Annotated in this window: 16 protein-coding genes; 8 read left to right on the top strand and 8 right to left on the bottom strand. The window is 71.3% G+C overall.

The window, feature by feature from the left end; translation table 11 throughout:
* The first annotated feature begins 382 nt into the window (after positions 1-382).
* Complete coding sequence (locus ACFWBN_RS10625; protein ID WP_385174077.1) at positions 383-1,144, top strand: DJ-1/PfpI family protein; 762 nt, start codon at positions 383-385, stop codon at positions 1,142-1,144.
* 151 nt (positions 1,145-1,295) lie between these two features.
* Entirely contained in the window at positions 1,296-1,511 is a 216-nt protein-coding gene (locus tag ACFWBN_RS10620) for a hypothetical protein (protein WP_385173745.1), read from the top strand.
* A 16-nt stretch (positions 1,512-1,527) separates the two neighbouring features.
* Here the strand turns inward: ACFWBN_RS10620 and ACFWBN_RS10615 are convergent, their stop codons facing one another.
* On the bottom strand, positions 1,528-2,124 hold the full coding sequence (locus tag ACFWBN_RS10615) for a TetR/AcrR family transcriptional regulator (protein WP_385173742.1): 597 nt from the start codon (positions 2,122-2,124) through the stop codon (positions 1,528-1,530).
* 195 nt (positions 2,125-2,319) lie between these two features.
* On the opposite strand from ACFWBN_RS10615, the gene ACFWBN_RS10610 reads away from it, so the two are divergent.
* From ACFWBN_RS10610 to ACFWBN_RS10590, 5 genes are all read left to right on the top strand, one after another.
* A complete protein-coding gene (locus tag ACFWBN_RS10610; RefSeq protein ID WP_385173740.1) occupies positions 2,320-3,300 on the top strand; it encodes an alpha/beta hydrolase family protein in 981 nt (326 codons plus the stop codon).
* Positions 3,301-3,455: 155 nt separating this feature from the next.
* Positions 3,456-3,689, top strand: coding sequence for a YozE family protein (locus tag ACFWBN_RS10605; protein WP_385173737.1), 234 nt, complete (start codon positions 3,456-3,458; stop codon positions 3,687-3,689).
* 69 nt (positions 3,690-3,758) lie between these two features.
* The gene (locus ACFWBN_RS10600) at positions 3,759-4,112 is read left to right on the top strand and encodes a VOC family protein (RefSeq protein ID WP_385173734.1); all 354 of its coding nucleotides are present in this window, start codon (positions 3,759-3,761) and stop codon (positions 4,110-4,112) included.
* Between the two features lie 199 nt (positions 4,113-4,311).
* Complete coding sequence (locus ACFWBN_RS10595) at positions 4,312-5,109, top strand: VOC family protein (RefSeq protein WP_385173731.1); 798 nt, start codon at positions 4,312-4,314, stop codon at positions 5,107-5,109.
* 151 nt (positions 5,110-5,260) lie between these two features.
* A complete protein-coding gene (locus ACFWBN_RS10590) occupies positions 5,261-5,728 on the top strand; it encodes an RICIN domain-containing protein (RefSeq protein ID WP_385173728.1) in 468 nt (155 codons plus the stop codon).
* Here ACFWBN_RS10590 and tsaD read toward each other — a convergent pair.
* The 3 genes from tsaD to ACFWBN_RS10575 form a co-directional block, all read right to left on the bottom strand.
* Positions 5,725-6,858, bottom strand: coding sequence for a tRNA (adenosine(37)-N6)-threonylcarbamoyltransferase complex transferase subunit TsaD (tsaD, locus tag ACFWBN_RS10585; RefSeq protein ID WP_385174072.1), 1,134 nt, complete (start codon positions 6,856-6,858; stop codon positions 5,725-5,727). The two genes, ACFWBN_RS10590 and tsaD, sit on opposite strands and share 4 nt — an antisense overlap.
* A gap of 83 nt (positions 6,859-6,941) precedes the next feature.
* Entirely contained in the window at positions 6,942-8,456 is a 1,515-nt protein-coding gene (locus ACFWBN_RS10580; RefSeq protein WP_385173725.1) for a glutamate synthase subunit beta, read from the bottom strand.
* A gap of 179 nt (positions 8,457-8,635) precedes the next feature.
* Positions 8,636-9,829 carry a serine hydrolase domain-containing protein gene (locus ACFWBN_RS10575; RefSeq protein ID WP_385173722.1) on the bottom strand — a complete coding sequence of 398 codons (1,194 nt, stop codon included), beginning with the start codon at positions 9,827-9,829 and terminating at the stop codon, positions 8,636-8,638.
* 249 nt (positions 9,830-10,078) lie between these two features.
* On the opposite strand from ACFWBN_RS10575, the gene ACFWBN_RS10570 reads away from it, so the two are divergent.
* Positions 10,079-10,408 carry a hypothetical protein gene (locus tag ACFWBN_RS10570; RefSeq protein ID WP_385173719.1) on the top strand — a complete coding sequence of 110 codons (330 nt, stop codon included), beginning with the start codon at positions 10,079-10,081 and terminating at the stop codon, positions 10,406-10,408.
* Between the two features lie 23 nt (positions 10,409-10,431).
* Here ACFWBN_RS10570 and ACFWBN_RS10565 read toward each other — a convergent pair whose 3' ends face one another.
* The 4 genes from ACFWBN_RS10565 to ACFWBN_RS10550 all read right to left on the bottom strand — a co-directional run bounded on the left by ACFWBN_RS10565 (position 10,432) and on the right by ACFWBN_RS10550 (position 14,753).
* Positions 10,432-12,069 (bottom strand): ADP-ribosyltransferase domain-containing protein, encoded by a 1,638-nt coding sequence (locus tag ACFWBN_RS10565; RefSeq protein WP_385173716.1) that lies wholly within the window; start codon positions 12,067-12,069, stop codon positions 10,432-10,434.
* A gap of 71 nt (positions 12,070-12,140) precedes the next feature.
* Positions 12,141-12,812, bottom strand: coding sequence for a macro domain-containing protein (locus ACFWBN_RS10560; RefSeq protein WP_385173712.1), 672 nt, complete (start codon positions 12,810-12,812; stop codon positions 12,141-12,143).
* A 161-nt stretch (positions 12,813-12,973) separates the two neighbouring features.
* Positions 12,974-14,119, bottom strand: coding sequence for a glycoside hydrolase family 64 protein (locus tag ACFWBN_RS10555; RefSeq protein WP_385174069.1), 1,146 nt, complete (start codon positions 14,117-14,119; stop codon positions 12,974-12,976).
* A 271-nt stretch (positions 14,120-14,390) separates the two neighbouring features.
* Complete coding sequence (locus ACFWBN_RS10550) at positions 14,391-14,753, bottom strand: transglycosylase family protein (protein WP_385173709.1); 363 nt, start codon at positions 14,751-14,753, stop codon at positions 14,391-14,393.
* Positions 14,754-14,885: the final 132 nt, after the last annotated feature.

Below are 14,885 nucleotides of genomic sequence, written 5' to 3'. Positions count from 1 at the left end.
TCGGTGGCCGGGGGGGCGGCCCACCCGGCCCGGCGAACCCCCCCCCCCGCCCGGGCGCCCTCCCCGGGGGGGGGGCCCCCCCCCCCCCCGTGGGCCCCGCCCCCCGACCCCACCACCCCCACCTCACCGCCCCGGCACCCCGCCGAAGGCAGGCGTCCGCGAGGCGTGCCGGTGGCGTTGTGCCCAGCGGACGGCGAGTGGTGCCGGCGCGCTCCGTGTCGGTCCGCGAGATGACCGACGGCGATCCCGAAGGCCAGTGACGCGCGGCCCGTTGTGGGGCACGCCACAAGGTCCGTGGGGAACTCGCGCGTTGGCACCGTCGACCTCTTCTACGCTCCACCACCGATCCGTCCGACCCGCATGGAGGAGATCTGAAATGGGCCTGAACCGACGGGACTTGCTCCGGGCTTCGACCGCCCTCGGCGCCACCGGCGCGGTCGCGGGAGTCGCCGGACTCGGTGCCGGCCCGGCCGCCGCTTCCGCGGCCGAGAGCCGCACTGCCGGCGCCGGTACCGGTACCGGCGCCGGTGCCGGTGCGCCGTTGAGGGTGCACATCGTCATGTTCGACGGGGTGGAAGAACTCGACTTCGCCGCCCCGTACGAGGTCTTCTCGGCCTCCCGCTTCTTCACGGACCGGGCGGTCGATGTCCGCTACGTCACCACCTCCCGCCCCGGTGCGGTCCGGGCGTCGTACGGAACACGGGTCGGCGTCGAGCACGGCTGGACCCCGGAGCAAGCCGACATCATCGTGGTGCCGGGCGGCGGCTACGCCCGCCGCGAGGACCCCGGGGTATGGGCCGAGATCCGGCGCGGCACCCTCCCGCGCGCACTGGAAGCGGCGCCCCGCCCCGGGCTCACCATCGCCGCGCTGTGCACGGGGGTCATGCTGCTGTCCGCCGCCGGGCTGACCCGGGGCCGACCCTGCACCACCCACCACAAGGCCCGCCCGGACCTGGAGCGCCAGGGCGGCGTACTGAAGAACGCGCGCGTCGTGGACGACGGCGATCTGGTGACGGCCGGAGGCATCACCTCGGGCTTGGAGCTCGCCCTGTGGCTCCTCCGGCGCGAGCTGGGCCCCGACGCGGCGAACGGCGTCGAGGCCATGCTGGAGTACGAGGCGCGCGGCACGGTGTGGTCCCGGTAGGCACGACCGCCGGCCGCCGGCCACCGGACAGGCGCCGGCAGCTTTGCCCATCCCGCGCGTGCACCACGCGTTCACCGGCCTCGACCATGATCGGGGCGGGCCGGGAACAAGGATCGGCCCGCTACGCGTCACACCCCGAACGGAACACCGCATGACCACCCCTCACACGACCTCGGCCTCGACCCCGGCCCTGGCCACGTCCGCCCGTCGTCGCGCGCGGCGCGCCCTCGTCACCGTGGCGGCCGCCGCCGCGGCTTTCGTCTCCCTCATCGCCGGGGCCTCCAGCGCCACGGCACAGAGCCGGGACCGCCAGGACTGCCGGCCCTCCGCAGGGTGCGAGGCCAGCCACTTCCCCGGCATCGCGTAGGTTCACGGGCGCCCTGTCAGCGCGGTTGGCGAAGCCCCGCGACGAGGAGTTCGACCATGCGGCGTGCGTCGTAGCGGGGATCGCCGTCGGCGCCCACGCAGAGGTTTCCGACGCCGCGCATGAGCTGGTAGGCGCTGAGGTCGAGGTCGGAACGGATCTCACCGGAGGCGACGGCGGCGTCGAGGAGCTGGGTGCACACCGGCAGGAGCCGGTCCAGGAAGTAGGCGTGCAGCGCTTCGAAGCCGGCGTTGTCCGTCTGCAGCGCGGCCGCGAGGCCGTGCTTGGTGACCAGGAAATCGACGAACAGGTCGACCCACCGTCCGAGGGCGGCGTGAGCCGTCGGTCCGGCTGCCAGCAGGGCCGGGCCCGCCTCGGCGCAGGCGTCGACCTGGTGGCGGTAGACGGCGATGACGAGGTCCGCCCGCGTGGGGAAGTGCCGGTAGATCGTGCCCATTCCGACGCCGGCCCTGGCCGCGATGTCGCGTACCGGCGCTTCCACGCCCGAGGTGACGAAGACCGCGGCGGCCGCATCCAGCAGGGCCTGCTGGTTGCGCCGGGCGTCCTTGCGCTTGGACCCGGCTGCGCTGCCCGCGCCCTGACCGATGTCGTTCACCGCGGCACTCCTTCCGTGACTGGACCTTGCGAAGCGGAACACTGCTCCATATCGTAAGCGGAGCGGGGTTCCGCTTTGCTCATGATGCCAGAACCGGGGCCGGGCGACCACGCCGCCGTGCGGCGCCGCCGACCACCGGGACCCGCCGCACCCACCGCACCTACCGCGCAGGGAAACCGAACGAGAGGCACTTCCATGTCCGACTCGACCATCGCGCACACACAGAAGTTCGCGAGCGCGCCCACGCCCACGCCCACGCCCACGCCCACGCCCACGCCCACCGCGATCGTGTCCGCAAAGCCGGTCGCCCTGTCCGCCCCCGGCCGCGGCCAGGACCTCCAGGTCCGCGTGTCCGCGCCCGCGACGGGCAGCGACCTGCCCGTCATCGTCTTCTCGCACGGCTTCGGCTGGTCGATGGACGGCTACGCCCCGCTGGCGGACTTCTGGGCCGCCCACGGCTTCGTGGTCCTGCAGCCGACCCATCTCGACTCCAGGACGCTCGGCCTCCCCGCCGAGGACCCCCGTACGCCGCGGATCTGGCGCTTCCGGGTCGAGGACCTCAAGCGGGTCCTCGACGAACTCAAAGTCCTGGAAGCTTCCGTGCCGGGCCTCAGCGGGCGCCTGGACCGCAGCCGCATCGCCGTGGCCGGCCATTCGTGGGGGGCCCAGACCGCGAGCATGCTGCTGGGCGCGCGCATCCTCGACGCCGACGGCGTACCCGGGGAGGACCTGTCCGACCCGCGAGTCGCCGCAGGCGTGCTGCTCGCCCTGCCCGGACGGGCCGGCGACGATCTGACTCCCTTCGCCGTCGAGCACCTCCCCTTCATGAACCCGTCGTTCGACGGCATGACCGCGCCGGCTCTCGTCGTCGCCGGGGACCGGGACCAGTCCGCGCTGTCCACTCGCGGTCCCGACTGGTTCACCGACCCCTACTTCCTCAGCCCGGGAAGCAAGAGCCTGCTCACGCTGTTCGGGGCAGAGCACTCGCTCGGCGGCATCGCCGGGTACGAGGTCGCGGAAACGACGGACGAGAGCCCCGATCGCGTCGCGCTGGTCCAGCAGCTCACCTGGGCCTATCTGCGCAGTGCCCTGCACCCCGAGGACGCCGGCTGGCGGGCGGCGTGCGCGGAGCTGGAGGACGACCCGCACCCGCTGGGGAAGATGCAGAGCAAGTAGGCGGGCCCCACTGCGCCCGCGCCCCTGCCGATGGGTTGGCCGAAGGTGGCCCCACCCCCTGGACACGGACCGATCGCGGCCGTATGAAACGGAAGCAATCCTTCAGGAGGTTGGGAAGCGAGTGGGGAACAGCGCGAGTGATATCACGCAGGCCGATGGGCGACTTCAGCACCTGGCTCGAGCACTTCGAGAGCGCAGACACCCCCGTCGGTGAACTCGCCCGCCTGGCCGCGGCAGATCCCTGCTGGCCACGAGGCCCCCACCGTTTCCACGCGTACACCGAGCACCTGGAGAGCGGCGAGGCCGGCGCGGCAACACTCGGGGCCCTCCTCGACGCATGGGTCCGCTGGGCCTCGCACACGCAGGCTTACGAGTCCCCCCGCGACTGAGACGGGGGAGGAAGCGGGCGGATGGTGTGGCGCCGGCCCACCCGATCCCCGCCCTGACAAGATGCCGGCATGGAACGTGTACTTGGAATCGGCGGCTACTTCCTGCGGGCAACCGACCCGGCGGCCCTGAGCGCGTGGTACCGCGATTGCCTGGGCCTGGACACCGATGAACACGGCCTGTGGCAGCAGGAAGCCGGGCCGACGGTGTTCGCGGCGTTCGAGTCCGGGACCGACTACTTCGGCTCCCGCACCCAGCAGACCATGCTCAACTTCCGAGTCCGCGACCTCGATGCGATGCTCGCGCAATTGCGCGCCAAGGGTGCGGACGTGGCCGAGGAAACGCAGGACATGGAGGGTGTCGGCCGCTTCGGCTGGGTCACGGACCCCGAGGGCCATCGGATCGAGCTGTGGCAGCCCGCCTGACCCTGGCCGAGGGACGGTAGCGCCGGGCAGCACGGGCCGGTGTTCGCGGATCGGCAGGACCTGGCGGCGCCCTGCCCGCGCATTCCGCACGGGCGGCAGCCGGGGCGCGACCACCCGGATGGGCGCCGTCGGCCAACGGGCGACGGTCGACGCCGGGTGCCACGCTGAGGTCATACAGGACCAGCGAAAGGCAATCGCCATGATCACCACTGACTTCGCACCCGGCTCCCCCTGTTGGCTCGACCTCGGCGCCCCCGACGTCCCGGCCGCCGCGGCCTTCTACGGCGCCGTCCTCGGATGGGATTACGAGTCCATGGGCGAGAGCGAGGACATGGAAGGCGGGATGTTCCGCAAGGACGGAAAGATCGTCGCCGGGCTCGGCAAGCTCACCGAGCAGGGCGCGCGCTCGGCCTGGATGATCTACTACAGCGTCACCGACGCGGACGCCACGACCCAGGCCGTCGAGCGCGCGGGCGGCACGGTACGGCTGGCGCCGCGGGACCTCGACGAGTGGGGCCGGATGGCCCAGTACAGCGACCCGCTGGGGGGCCAGTTCGCCGTCTGGCAACCGGGAAAGGACTCCGGCGTCGAGCTGGTGGACGAGCCCGGCTCACTGTCCTGGACCGAGCTGTACACCAGCGACGCCGCGGCCGCCAAGGAGTTCTACGGCGGCGTCTTCGGCTGGCAGTTCAGCGAGATGGAGCTGCCCGGCGGCGGAGGCGCGTACACCCTCATCACCCCCGCCGGACTTCCCGAGGAGCGCATGCACGGCGGCCTCATGGAACTGCCCGAGGAGAACCTCGCCCTCGCGAACGGACGGCCGTACTGGCACCCCGTCTTCGCCGTCGCCGACTGCGACGCCGCGGTCGCCAAGGTCACCGAGAACGGCGGCAGCGTGCAGATGGGACCGGAGGACGCGGAAGGCGTAGGCCGGCTCGCCGTCTGCCTCGACCGGTCGAACGCCGACTTCGTCCTCCTCGCCCCGGCCCGCAGCTGAGCCCGGGCCGGCCGCCCGCGCGGGCAGGCGATCTTGCTCCGGAAGTCTCAAATCCTCTGGATTGACTACCGTGCGTACATGGGTAGTGTCCGTCCGTGATCAATCTGCCGTGGAGTGCGGCAGACGCACAGGACGAACGGGAACCACATACATGCGCATTCGACTCGCCGCTTCCGCCATGGTGCTCGCTCTGGCGGGCGCGGTCGCCCCGGGGATGGCGTCGCCCGCGGGGGCAGCCGACTTCTTCGAGATCCACACCGACCTGGACAACCGCTGTCTGACCTCCAACGGCGACAACGTGGAAGTCCGCAACTGCGCGGGCGGGGTCGGGAGCCAGCTGTGGTTCTGGGAGGGCCGCAAGCTGCGGAACCTCGCCGAACGCCACTGCCTGGACGTCCGGAACGGCGAACTCAACGCCGCCGCCCAGGTCGTGGGCGACTGCCACGGGCTGGCCAACCAGCGGTGGGACGTCGTCGGCCGTCAGCTCGCCACCCAGGTCAACGGCCAGTGCCTGAGCATCCAGAACGCCGGGGACCCGAGCCAGGGCGCCGGGATCAACCTCCGCAACTGCACGGGCGCCGCCTGGCAGCGTTGGGACGTCCCGCTCCCGCCGGCCTAGCCCGATGGGGCGACGCAGCCGGCGCGGGCCCGAGCAGCCCGCGCCGGCTGCCGCACGTTCGGGTCGTGGTCCAGGGAACGGCACGCACGGGGTGGGGCAACAGGGTGCAGGGCCGCGTACTCCAGCGGCGCGGACGGGTCGATCGAGACGTCGAGCCGCGCCGGAGCCGAGCCGGCCCGTACCAGGAGGTCTCCGACGGCGGCGATCATCGCCCCGTTGTCGGTGCACAACGTCAGCGGAGGCACCCGCAGTTCGACACCGGCGGCGGCGCACCGCTCCTCGGCCAGCGCCCGCACCCGCGAGTTCGCGGCCACGCCGCCGACCACGACGAGCGTCCGCACCCCGTACTCGCGGCAGGCCGCCAGCGCCTTGCGGGTCAGGACGTCCGCGACGGCCTCCTGGAGCGAAGCGGCGCCGTCCGCCAGCGGAAGTTCCTCACCCCGGACGCGGTGCTGCTCGGCCCAGCGGGCGGCGGCGGTCTTCAGTCCGGAGAAGGAGAAGGCGTACGGGGCGTCACCCGGACGTGTCAGCGGCCGCGGAAAGGCCACCGCGCAGCCGTTCCCCCCGCGCGCCGCCCGGTCGATGGCCGGCCCGCCCGGATAGGGCAGGCCGAAGACCCTCGCCACCTTGTCGAAGCACTCCCCGGCCGCGTCGTCCACCGTGTCGCCGAGATGCAGGATCGGATCGCGTACGAGGTCCCGTACGAACAGCAGCGAGGTGTGCCCGCCGGAGACGATCAGCACCATGCAGGGGTTGGGCAGCGGACCGTGCTCCAGGGTGTCGGCGGCGACGTGCCCGGCCAGGTGGTGCACCCCGTAGAGCGGCGCGCCGGCCGCGTAGGCCAGCGCCTTCGCCCCGGCCAGCCCCACCTGGAGCGCGCCCGACAGACCCGGTCCGGTCGTCACCGCGACGGCGTCGATGTCCGAGATCCGCAGCCCCGCCTGGTCCAGCGCCTCCTGTACGACCGGGTTGAAGGCCTGCACGTGCGCGCGGGCGGCGATCTCCGGCACCACCCCGCCGAACCGCGCGTGCTCGTCCATGCTCGACGCGACCACGTGCGCGAGCAGCCGGCCCCCGGACACGATCCCGGCCCCGGTCTCGTCACAAGAAGACTCGATGCCCAGCACCACAGGAGAGCCCACCACAACCCCTTTCGCACCTTGACTGCAACTGCAATCTGCTTGCAATAAGGTACTCGGTCCGGTGGGCTCCGCTAGAAGTCCCCGTAGCGCATGCGCCCCAAGGCCGTCATCGGCCGGTCATGGGCGGCGACCGGAGCCGGGAGGCACGTGGAGCCGGTCAGGTAGCGGTCCACGGCCGCGGCTGCCGCCCGACCCTCGGCGATGGCCCACACCACCAGCGACTGCCCCCGGCCCGCGTCGCCCGCGACGAACACCCCCGGCGCCCGCCCGCCGCCCGCCGCGAAGCCGGCGTCCCGCGCGAAGTTGCCGCGCTCGTCGAGCTCGAGCCCCAGCTGCTCGCGCAGGCCGCCGGCCCGTTCGGGGCCCGAGAAGCCGAGGGCCAGCAGGACCAGGCCCGTCGGAATGACCCGCTCGGTACCGGCCAGGGGGCCGCGGGCCACCGGCTCCACGGCGGTCAGGTGCAGCGCCCGTACCCGGCCCGAGGCGTCCCCCTCGAAGCGCAGGGTGGCGCTGGAGAACAGCCGGGGGTCGCGGCCCTCGCGCCCGCGGGCCTCCTCGTGGGCGTGGGAGATCCGGTACGTCCTCGGGTACACCGGCCACGGCTCGCCGTCGGGCCGGACCGCGCCGGGCTCGGGGTTGATGTCGAGCTGGACCACGGAGATCGCGCCCTGCCGCAGGGCCGTACCGACACAGTCGGAGCCGGTGTCGCCGCCGCCCACGACGACCACGCGTCTACCCTCGGCGGTGATGGGCGACGCGGCGCAGTCGCCCTCCTGTACCCGGTTGGCCCAGGTCAGGTAGTCCATGGCCTGGTGGATGCCGTGCAGTGCGCGGCCGGGGACCGGCAGTTCGCGGCGTTCGCCGGCCCCGATCGCGACGACGACGGCGTCGCACCGGCTCCGCAGCCCGGCCGCGTCGGCGCCCGCCGCGCCGCCGACGTCCGCATCCGTGACGAACACGGTGCCCTCAGCCCGCATCTGCTCGATCCTGCGGTCCAGGTGCGCCTTCTCCATCTTGAACTCGGGGATGCCGTAGCGCAGCAGACCGCCGATCCGGTCGGCCCGCTCGTGGACCGTGACGCGATGCCCGGCCCGGGTCAGCTGCTGCGCCGCGGCCAGTCCGGCCGGACCGGAGCCTATGACGGCCACCGTCTTGCCGCTGCGCCTCTCCGGCGGCCTCGGCTCCATGTAGCCGCGCCGCAGGCCCTCGTCCGCGATCGCCTGCTCGACGTTCTTTATGGTCACCGGGTCCGCGTTGATCGCGAGGACACAGGCGTCCTCGCAGGGGGCCGGGCAGAGCCTGCCCGTGACCTCCGGGAAGTTGTTGGTCGCGTGCAGCCGCTCGTACGCCGCGCGCCAGTCGCCGCGGGCGGCGTACGCGTTCCACTCGGGTATGAGGTTTCCCAGGGGGCAGCCGGAGTGGCAGAACGGAATACCGCAGTCCATGCAGCGGTCGGCCTGCCGGGAGACGAGCGGCAGCAGCACCTGGCCCGCGTGGACCTCGCGCCAGTCGCCGAGCCTTTCCTCCACGGGGCGGGCGGGGACGGCCTCGCGGGGGATCCTGAGGAAGCCGAACGGATCGGTCACGCGCCGCCTCCCTGGATCGTGCGCGGCAGGGCTGGGTCTGCGGCGCGCACCGGGCCTCTCGTACGCGCGCTCTGTGGCGATTCGACCAGGTTACGCCGCCTTCGTGGCGGCGCCCCGCGCGAGCACGATCCGGTGAGCGGGCGGGTGCGGAAGGTGACGGCCCTCCAGGCCCGCCGGGATCATCCGCGCAGCAGGGCGCAGACGAAGTCCTCCTGGACCTCCCGGACTCGTGCGAGCAGGTCGGGGTTGACGGTGAGGGACGTCTGCGTGGTGATCGAGAAGGTCAGCGAGCGCCGGCCGTCCGCCGTGGCCGCCACCAGCTGGGTGTAGCCGGCCGTATTGCCGGTGTGGCCGTACACCGCTCCGCAGCGGGTGGTGTAGCGGAAGATGGCCAGGCCCGCCTCGGTCCGGCCGGGTCCCGGGGGCTGGGACAGCGCGCCGGGGATGAACCTGAACTGCTGCCGGCGGGTGCGGTCCGAGACGAGGGCGCCGCCCGCGTAGCCCCGGATGAAAGCGGTCAGGTCCTTCGGCGTCGAGACGATGCCCCCTGCCGCCCAGGCCCCCGAGGCGCTCACGGCCTCACTGACGTCGACGGGCCCGGCCTCCGGGTCGATCTGGTAGCCGTGGAGGAAGGGCACGGGCAGCCGGTAGCCCTGCGGCAGGCTCGTGGCGTCCAGGCCCAGCGGCTCGTAGACGAGCTCGCGCAGCAGTGCTTCGTAGCGGCGTCCGGTGGCGGCTTCGGCCATCAGCGCGATGGCGATGTTGTCGGAGTTGGAGTACTCGTAGCGGCTGCCCGGCGGGAATGCGAGGTCCTCGTCTGCGACGAACTCCAGCAGGCGCCGGGAGTCGAAGTGGTGGCGGGGGTTCTCGGAGATGATGTCGATGAACCCCGGGGATGCGGAGTAGTCGGGCAATCCGCTGGTGTGGTTGAGGAGTTGACGCAACGTGACCTGGTGCCAGGCCGTCGGCTGACCGGGCAGCACCTCGCCGATCGTGTCGTCCAGGTGGAGCCGGCCGCGGTCGACGAGCCCCAGGGCCACCGCTCCGCTGAAGGCCTTGGCGACACTGGCGATCCGCATGTGGTCGGTCGCCCTGGGCGGCCGACCGCTCTCCACGTCGGCCACGCCCGCCCGGTAGACCTCCGTACGGTCGCCGGCGCGCAGGACGGCGATGACGCCGGGGGGTCCGTCGGGGCTCTGCACCAGCTCCCGCAGCTCCTGGTGGAGGGAGGCTCCGGTCGGCGGGTTGCGGTCCGCCCCGGCCTGCGCGGGCTGCACGGTGGCGCCGAGCAGGGCGCCGCACACGGCGGTGGCGGCGGCCAGGCGCAGCGCCGGGCGGATCCGGCGGCCGTGGCCGTACGGGCGTGGGGACACGGAGGTACCTCCCGGGGAAGACGGAGCGCGCTGGCCCACGATGGCAGGAGCCGTACCCATGGCGGCGGCGACACGGCAGCGCGCCGGCCGCCGTGGCCCGTCCGGCCCCGGCCCCCGGCGCGCGGAAGCCCGCAAGCGCGGACCGGGCGGTCGGGCGGACTCGTCCGTGCGGGGCACCTGCCCCACACTGGTACCGGGGCACCCCACACCGCTGGTGCCGTCCGGATCCCGGTGTGCGGGAGGCGCAGCATGGTCATCAGTCACCACATCACCGAAGACACCCTGCACGTGAAGATCCTGCAGGAGCTGAACGTCACCAATCGGGCCGCGGCCGCCCTGCAGATCGAATCCCTCGTCCACGCGCACCGCCCCTCCCGGGTCAGGATCGAGCTGCCGAGCCGCACCCCCTCCGCCATGACCTTCAGTGCGCTGGCCCGCGCCCACCGGATGTGCCAGAGCCTCGGTATCCCCCTCACCGCAACCGGACCCGGCGAAGAAGCACCCCTGCTTCTGCCCGGCCACGATGCCGGCGCGGGCCGAGCCCAGTGGCTGGAACACGGCGCGCGCCACAACCACTGACCTCTCCCCCCGGGGGCAGCCGCTCAGGACACGAGGGGCTGCTCCTCCAGTTCGGTCAGCCTCACGGTGCACAGGCCACCGCGCTCGGCCTTGACGTCCGTCACCTTGAGCTGCGTGCCCGGCGAGAGGATGAACTCGTCCTCGCCGGTGAACGCGGAGAACCTGCGGATGCCCACCGCCCGGAGCGGTACCACCTCGAAGAGCGTCCGCTTGCCGCGGCTGCCGAGGAAGGCTCGTGCCACGCCGAGATCGGGCGTGCACGAGGACACGCCCCACCAGGTCACGGTGCGACCGAGCGGGTACTGCGCGCGCAGGTCCAGCGACACCCCGCGCCACAACGGCTCCTTTCGGGCGGGAAGCTGCGAGACCGCCGAGAACAGCAGCCGTAGATACGGGAGGTACGGGACGAGTTTGGCCCGGTCCGGGGAGCGCAGCACTGCGTTGATCTCCCGGTAGAACGCGGACTCGCAGGTGTAGAGGTAGAGGGCGGCGATCGCGTCTGCGGACAGGCCCTCGGCCGCTTCGTCCGCCCGCTGCTTGCCGAACTCGTGCGAGCGCTGCACATGCCGGTCGAGACCCGAGAGCAGGTCGGCCACGGGACTGACGGCGTCCTGGAAGCCCCAGAGCGGGGTGTCGAACACCCCCGTGATCGCGGGGAGGACGAGCCCCTCGTCCTTGACGCTCGCGAGTCGTTCCAGGTACAGCTGGTGCAGCTCCATGGTGGACGCGATGAAGGCGCCCATGCGCTCGGCGACGTCCTGCGTGTCCGTCCCGCCGCCTTCCGGCCCGGGCTTGTTCCATCCCTTGCTCGGCAGCCAGTCGATCTCATCGGCGCCCACCGATGCGAGAGCGGCATTCACCATCCCGAAGTGGTCGCCTTCGCAGAAGATGTCGCCCTGCGCCGCGGGGTTGGGGTGGTCGATGTGCCGGACCTCGACCTCGGGGTACTTCTTCTCGAGTCGCAGGACGACCTTCTTCAGGCTGCGCGCGTGAGCGCCCCACCACGCGAAGACGACTCCACGGTCTTCTTCGTCGGCGTGCTGCTTGGCCTTGAGGATGTCCTCGACGATCCGCTCGGCGACCGGACGCCAGAAGGCAGCGTGCCGTGCGGGCCCGGCGGTCCCGTCACTGCCGGCGGTGAGTGCCGCGTTCAGCAGCAGCACACCCTGCGTGAGCATCGCCTGGAACCATTCCGGCGGTTGGACGGTGTCCTCTCGCTTCAACAGCGCACGGACATCGGCGATCGGGGTCTTCTTGGGTATGCCGTACTTCCACATCGCCGCTGCCTTGATGATGCAGCGGATGCTGACGACCCTGCCGAACTGGCTGTCCGTCCAGTCGTGGAAGGTGTTGTCGAACATGGCGATGCCGGTGGCGCTCTCCGGCCGTGGATACGGGTTCTGGCCGAAGACGACGACCTTCCACTTGTGCGGTGGGTTCGGCTTGAGCGCCTGGAAGGTCAGTTCGCGGACAGGAACGACATCCGAAGCCCGGCCCGGGCCGATGAACGAGGCCGCGTCCGGCTGCGCCTCGATGACCGGCTTCAGCAGGGGAAGCCACGGTTCACCGCCGCCTTTGAACAGTTCGGCCAGGGCCAGCGGGTCGTTCGGGTCCGTCTGGTCAGTCGGGTGTGGCTCGGCCGGGGTGGTGGCATCGCTCATTCTGAAGGAACTCCGTAGGGCAGGATCTTCTTGCTGATGTGGACGTGATCGACGGCGTGAGCGGGGCCGGGTCAGCGACGGGACGTACGGCGCTTGGGCGGCGCGATGCGAACCGGCTCCTCCTCGGGCGCGTTCTCGATGTCGTCGAGTTGGGCGACGATCGTGCTGCGCAGGTCGTCGTAGTCCTCGAAGTGGTGGTCGGTGAACAACGTGTAGCCCGTCCACATCAGGTTGGCGCACACCCGTGCCGGCACCCCGCCTGTTCGGGCGCCCATGCCGACCAGGGCCACCGAGCGGACGCTGCCGGGGACTTCCTCGTTCTGCCGATGGATCGCCTGGAACGAGGCGGCGCACGCCAGCGCCACATTCAGGGTTTCGCTCACCTTCTGCGCGGACTGTTCCATCGTCGGTGTCGAGATCAGGAACTTCGGGTTGGTCGCCCCGGACGGAACGCACACCGCGCTTCCAATGGGGAGGCGTCCCGCGAACTGGTCGCGGATCGCCCGCTGCACGCGCAGTTGTATGCCTGCTCCGAGGTACCGCTTGATCGCGGCGTCGACCCCGCCGTCCATCCGGCCCTGGGAGTTGGTCGGGGTGACCCAGGCATCGACATCCTCGTCGAGGATCGACCCCTTGCGGATCTCGATCCCGGGGGTGTCGGCGAACGCCGCCCGCCACGCCTCCACCACCTGTGGGTTGATGTCGGTCAGCACTACCCTGAGCGGCGATTGCACACGGTCCATGGTCATGACACTCCCATCGAGAGGCGGTTCTTCCACACCCACGACGCTACCGCGACCCACTGACAACGAGGCTGTGACCAGCGGTTTGTGACCTACCGTCATCTCTGCGCGACGAGTTTCGCAGCGCCCGGAGCGGGGGGCGCCCCGGGTCTGCTCCGGGCCTAGTTGAACGGTTCCAGCGTCATGAAGGCCTCTTGCGGGTTGCCGTCGTGCACCAGCGACTCATGGGCGCCGACGTCGTCGAAGGCGAAGCCGTACGCCTTCCCGTCCGCCATCTGTTCGTGGATGACGCGGGAGTAGTGGTTGGTGACGGCGTCGCGGTAGAAACCGGTGCCGTTCGCATCGGGTTGAGTGGGGTTGGTCAGGAGCGTCGACCGGTTGAAGCCCGCGCACAGGGTGCGGGAGATCGGGCCGCGGACCAGGTCGTTGGGTGCGTCCAGGAGCTTGTAGCAGCCGAAGACGCTGTCGGAGTCCGGCTTCTGGAAGCTCGTGACCACCGCCCCTGAGGCGTTGGTGAAGTGCATGACGTTGCCCGAGACCCGGCCGTAGTACTTGGTGTTCGGTTGGTTCACGAACGGAGTCACGGTGAGCGTGGAGGAGCCGTACTTGCTCCAGACCCGGTCGACGTAGTCGTTCATGACGCCGGCCGGGATTCCGCCCGCCTCGATGCCGTGACCGGGCGAGAGCGCCCGCAGCGGTGTGCCGTCCGGGCGGTTCTGGATCAATCCACCCCACCCGGCCGAACGCAGCCGACTGAAAACGGCGTTGTACCCGCCCGGCGTGAGGCGACCGGTGTTGGCGACCGTGCCGTTGGCCGCCTTCACTCCCACCGCGTACGGAGCCGAGAACATGTCGACCTGGGTGCTGTTGATCCACAGGCCGGCGTCGTTGAGCGTGTATTCGGACCAGCTGAACAGGATGTTGCGGTTGGGGTCGGAGGGGTTCTGCACGGCGGGCTGGACCAGGCCGCCCGTGCTGAGCTTGAAGACGATCTTCTGACCGATGGAAAAGTAGACGCGTCCGGAGAACTTGGGCATCCGGATCGTCTTGGTCTGCCCGTCGGCCGGACCCGCGATCGACGCGTCGGGCGCGGGGGTGGGGGGATTGCCTCCCACGGGCCAAGGGTGGAACGTGCCGTTGGCGTCGGCCCAGCCCTGTTGGCCGGTCGTGAGCAGGGTGCCCAGGTTGTAGACGTAGACCGGCTCGCTGCGTCCCGAGTTGTTCTTGATCGTGAGCGGGATGGTCGCCGGTACGGCTTCCGCGGATGTCGGCGGACCGAGGAGCATCAGGCCGGCGGCGACAACCAGCGCCGAGGCCCCGGATGCAAGCACTTTCGATATGCGGAACACGCTCTTCCTCCTTGTGGGGGGAAACCTGACGGTGGGAGGTGCGGCGCTCCCGCGCCCTGGGGGGAGGAAGGGGCGGGCGGAGCGAACGCTTTGATTCTGAGAGCGCTCTCAGCCTCGGGCTGCGTTCGTTTTCTGTCAATGAACCTGACACGGCTCCCTGTTGGGGGCAGGCCGTCCGATCGGGACGTCCCCTCCAGCGCGGCCCCGCCGCGCTGGAGGGCGTGGCCCCTCAGCGGCGTCGTGCGCAGGTCCAGGCCCCCATGCCCTGGATCCTGGCGAGTCTCCTCGCCGTCGCGATCTGCTCCGCCTTCGTGGCGAGGTCGGCGCGCGGTGCGTACTTGCGGCCTCCTGCCGCGTTCCAGCTCGACTGGGTGAACTGCAATCCGCCGTAATGGCCGTTGCCGGTGTTCGCCCGCCAGTTCCCGCCGGATTCACACCGGGCGATGGCGTCCCAATCGGGCTTCGGTTTGGAGTGGACCACAGCGGCGTGAGCCCCGGAGACGTCCAATAGGGTCACCGTCAACAACACTACAGAGGCGAGCAGTTGGCCGATCACACTCCGGCTTCGGCGGTCCTTCCGGTGGCTCGACATCAGTCCTCCTTCGCTGTTGGGGCAGGCCTGCCGCGAACAGCGGGCGGGCCCGCTTACGACCGTCTTCGGCTCGTGGCCACAGCACAGCACGGACCGACCTGCTTCCAGCGGCACTTGCCGTCCGCGAAGGGA

It is taken from the genome of Streptomyces sp. NPDC059989 (assembly GCF_042736975.1).
GTDB lineage: Bacteria > Actinomycetota > Actinomycetes > Streptomycetales > Streptomycetaceae > Streptomyces.
The sequence above is the reverse complement of the archived record's forward strand: the minus strand, read 5'-3'. Positions and strand labels throughout refer to the sequence as shown.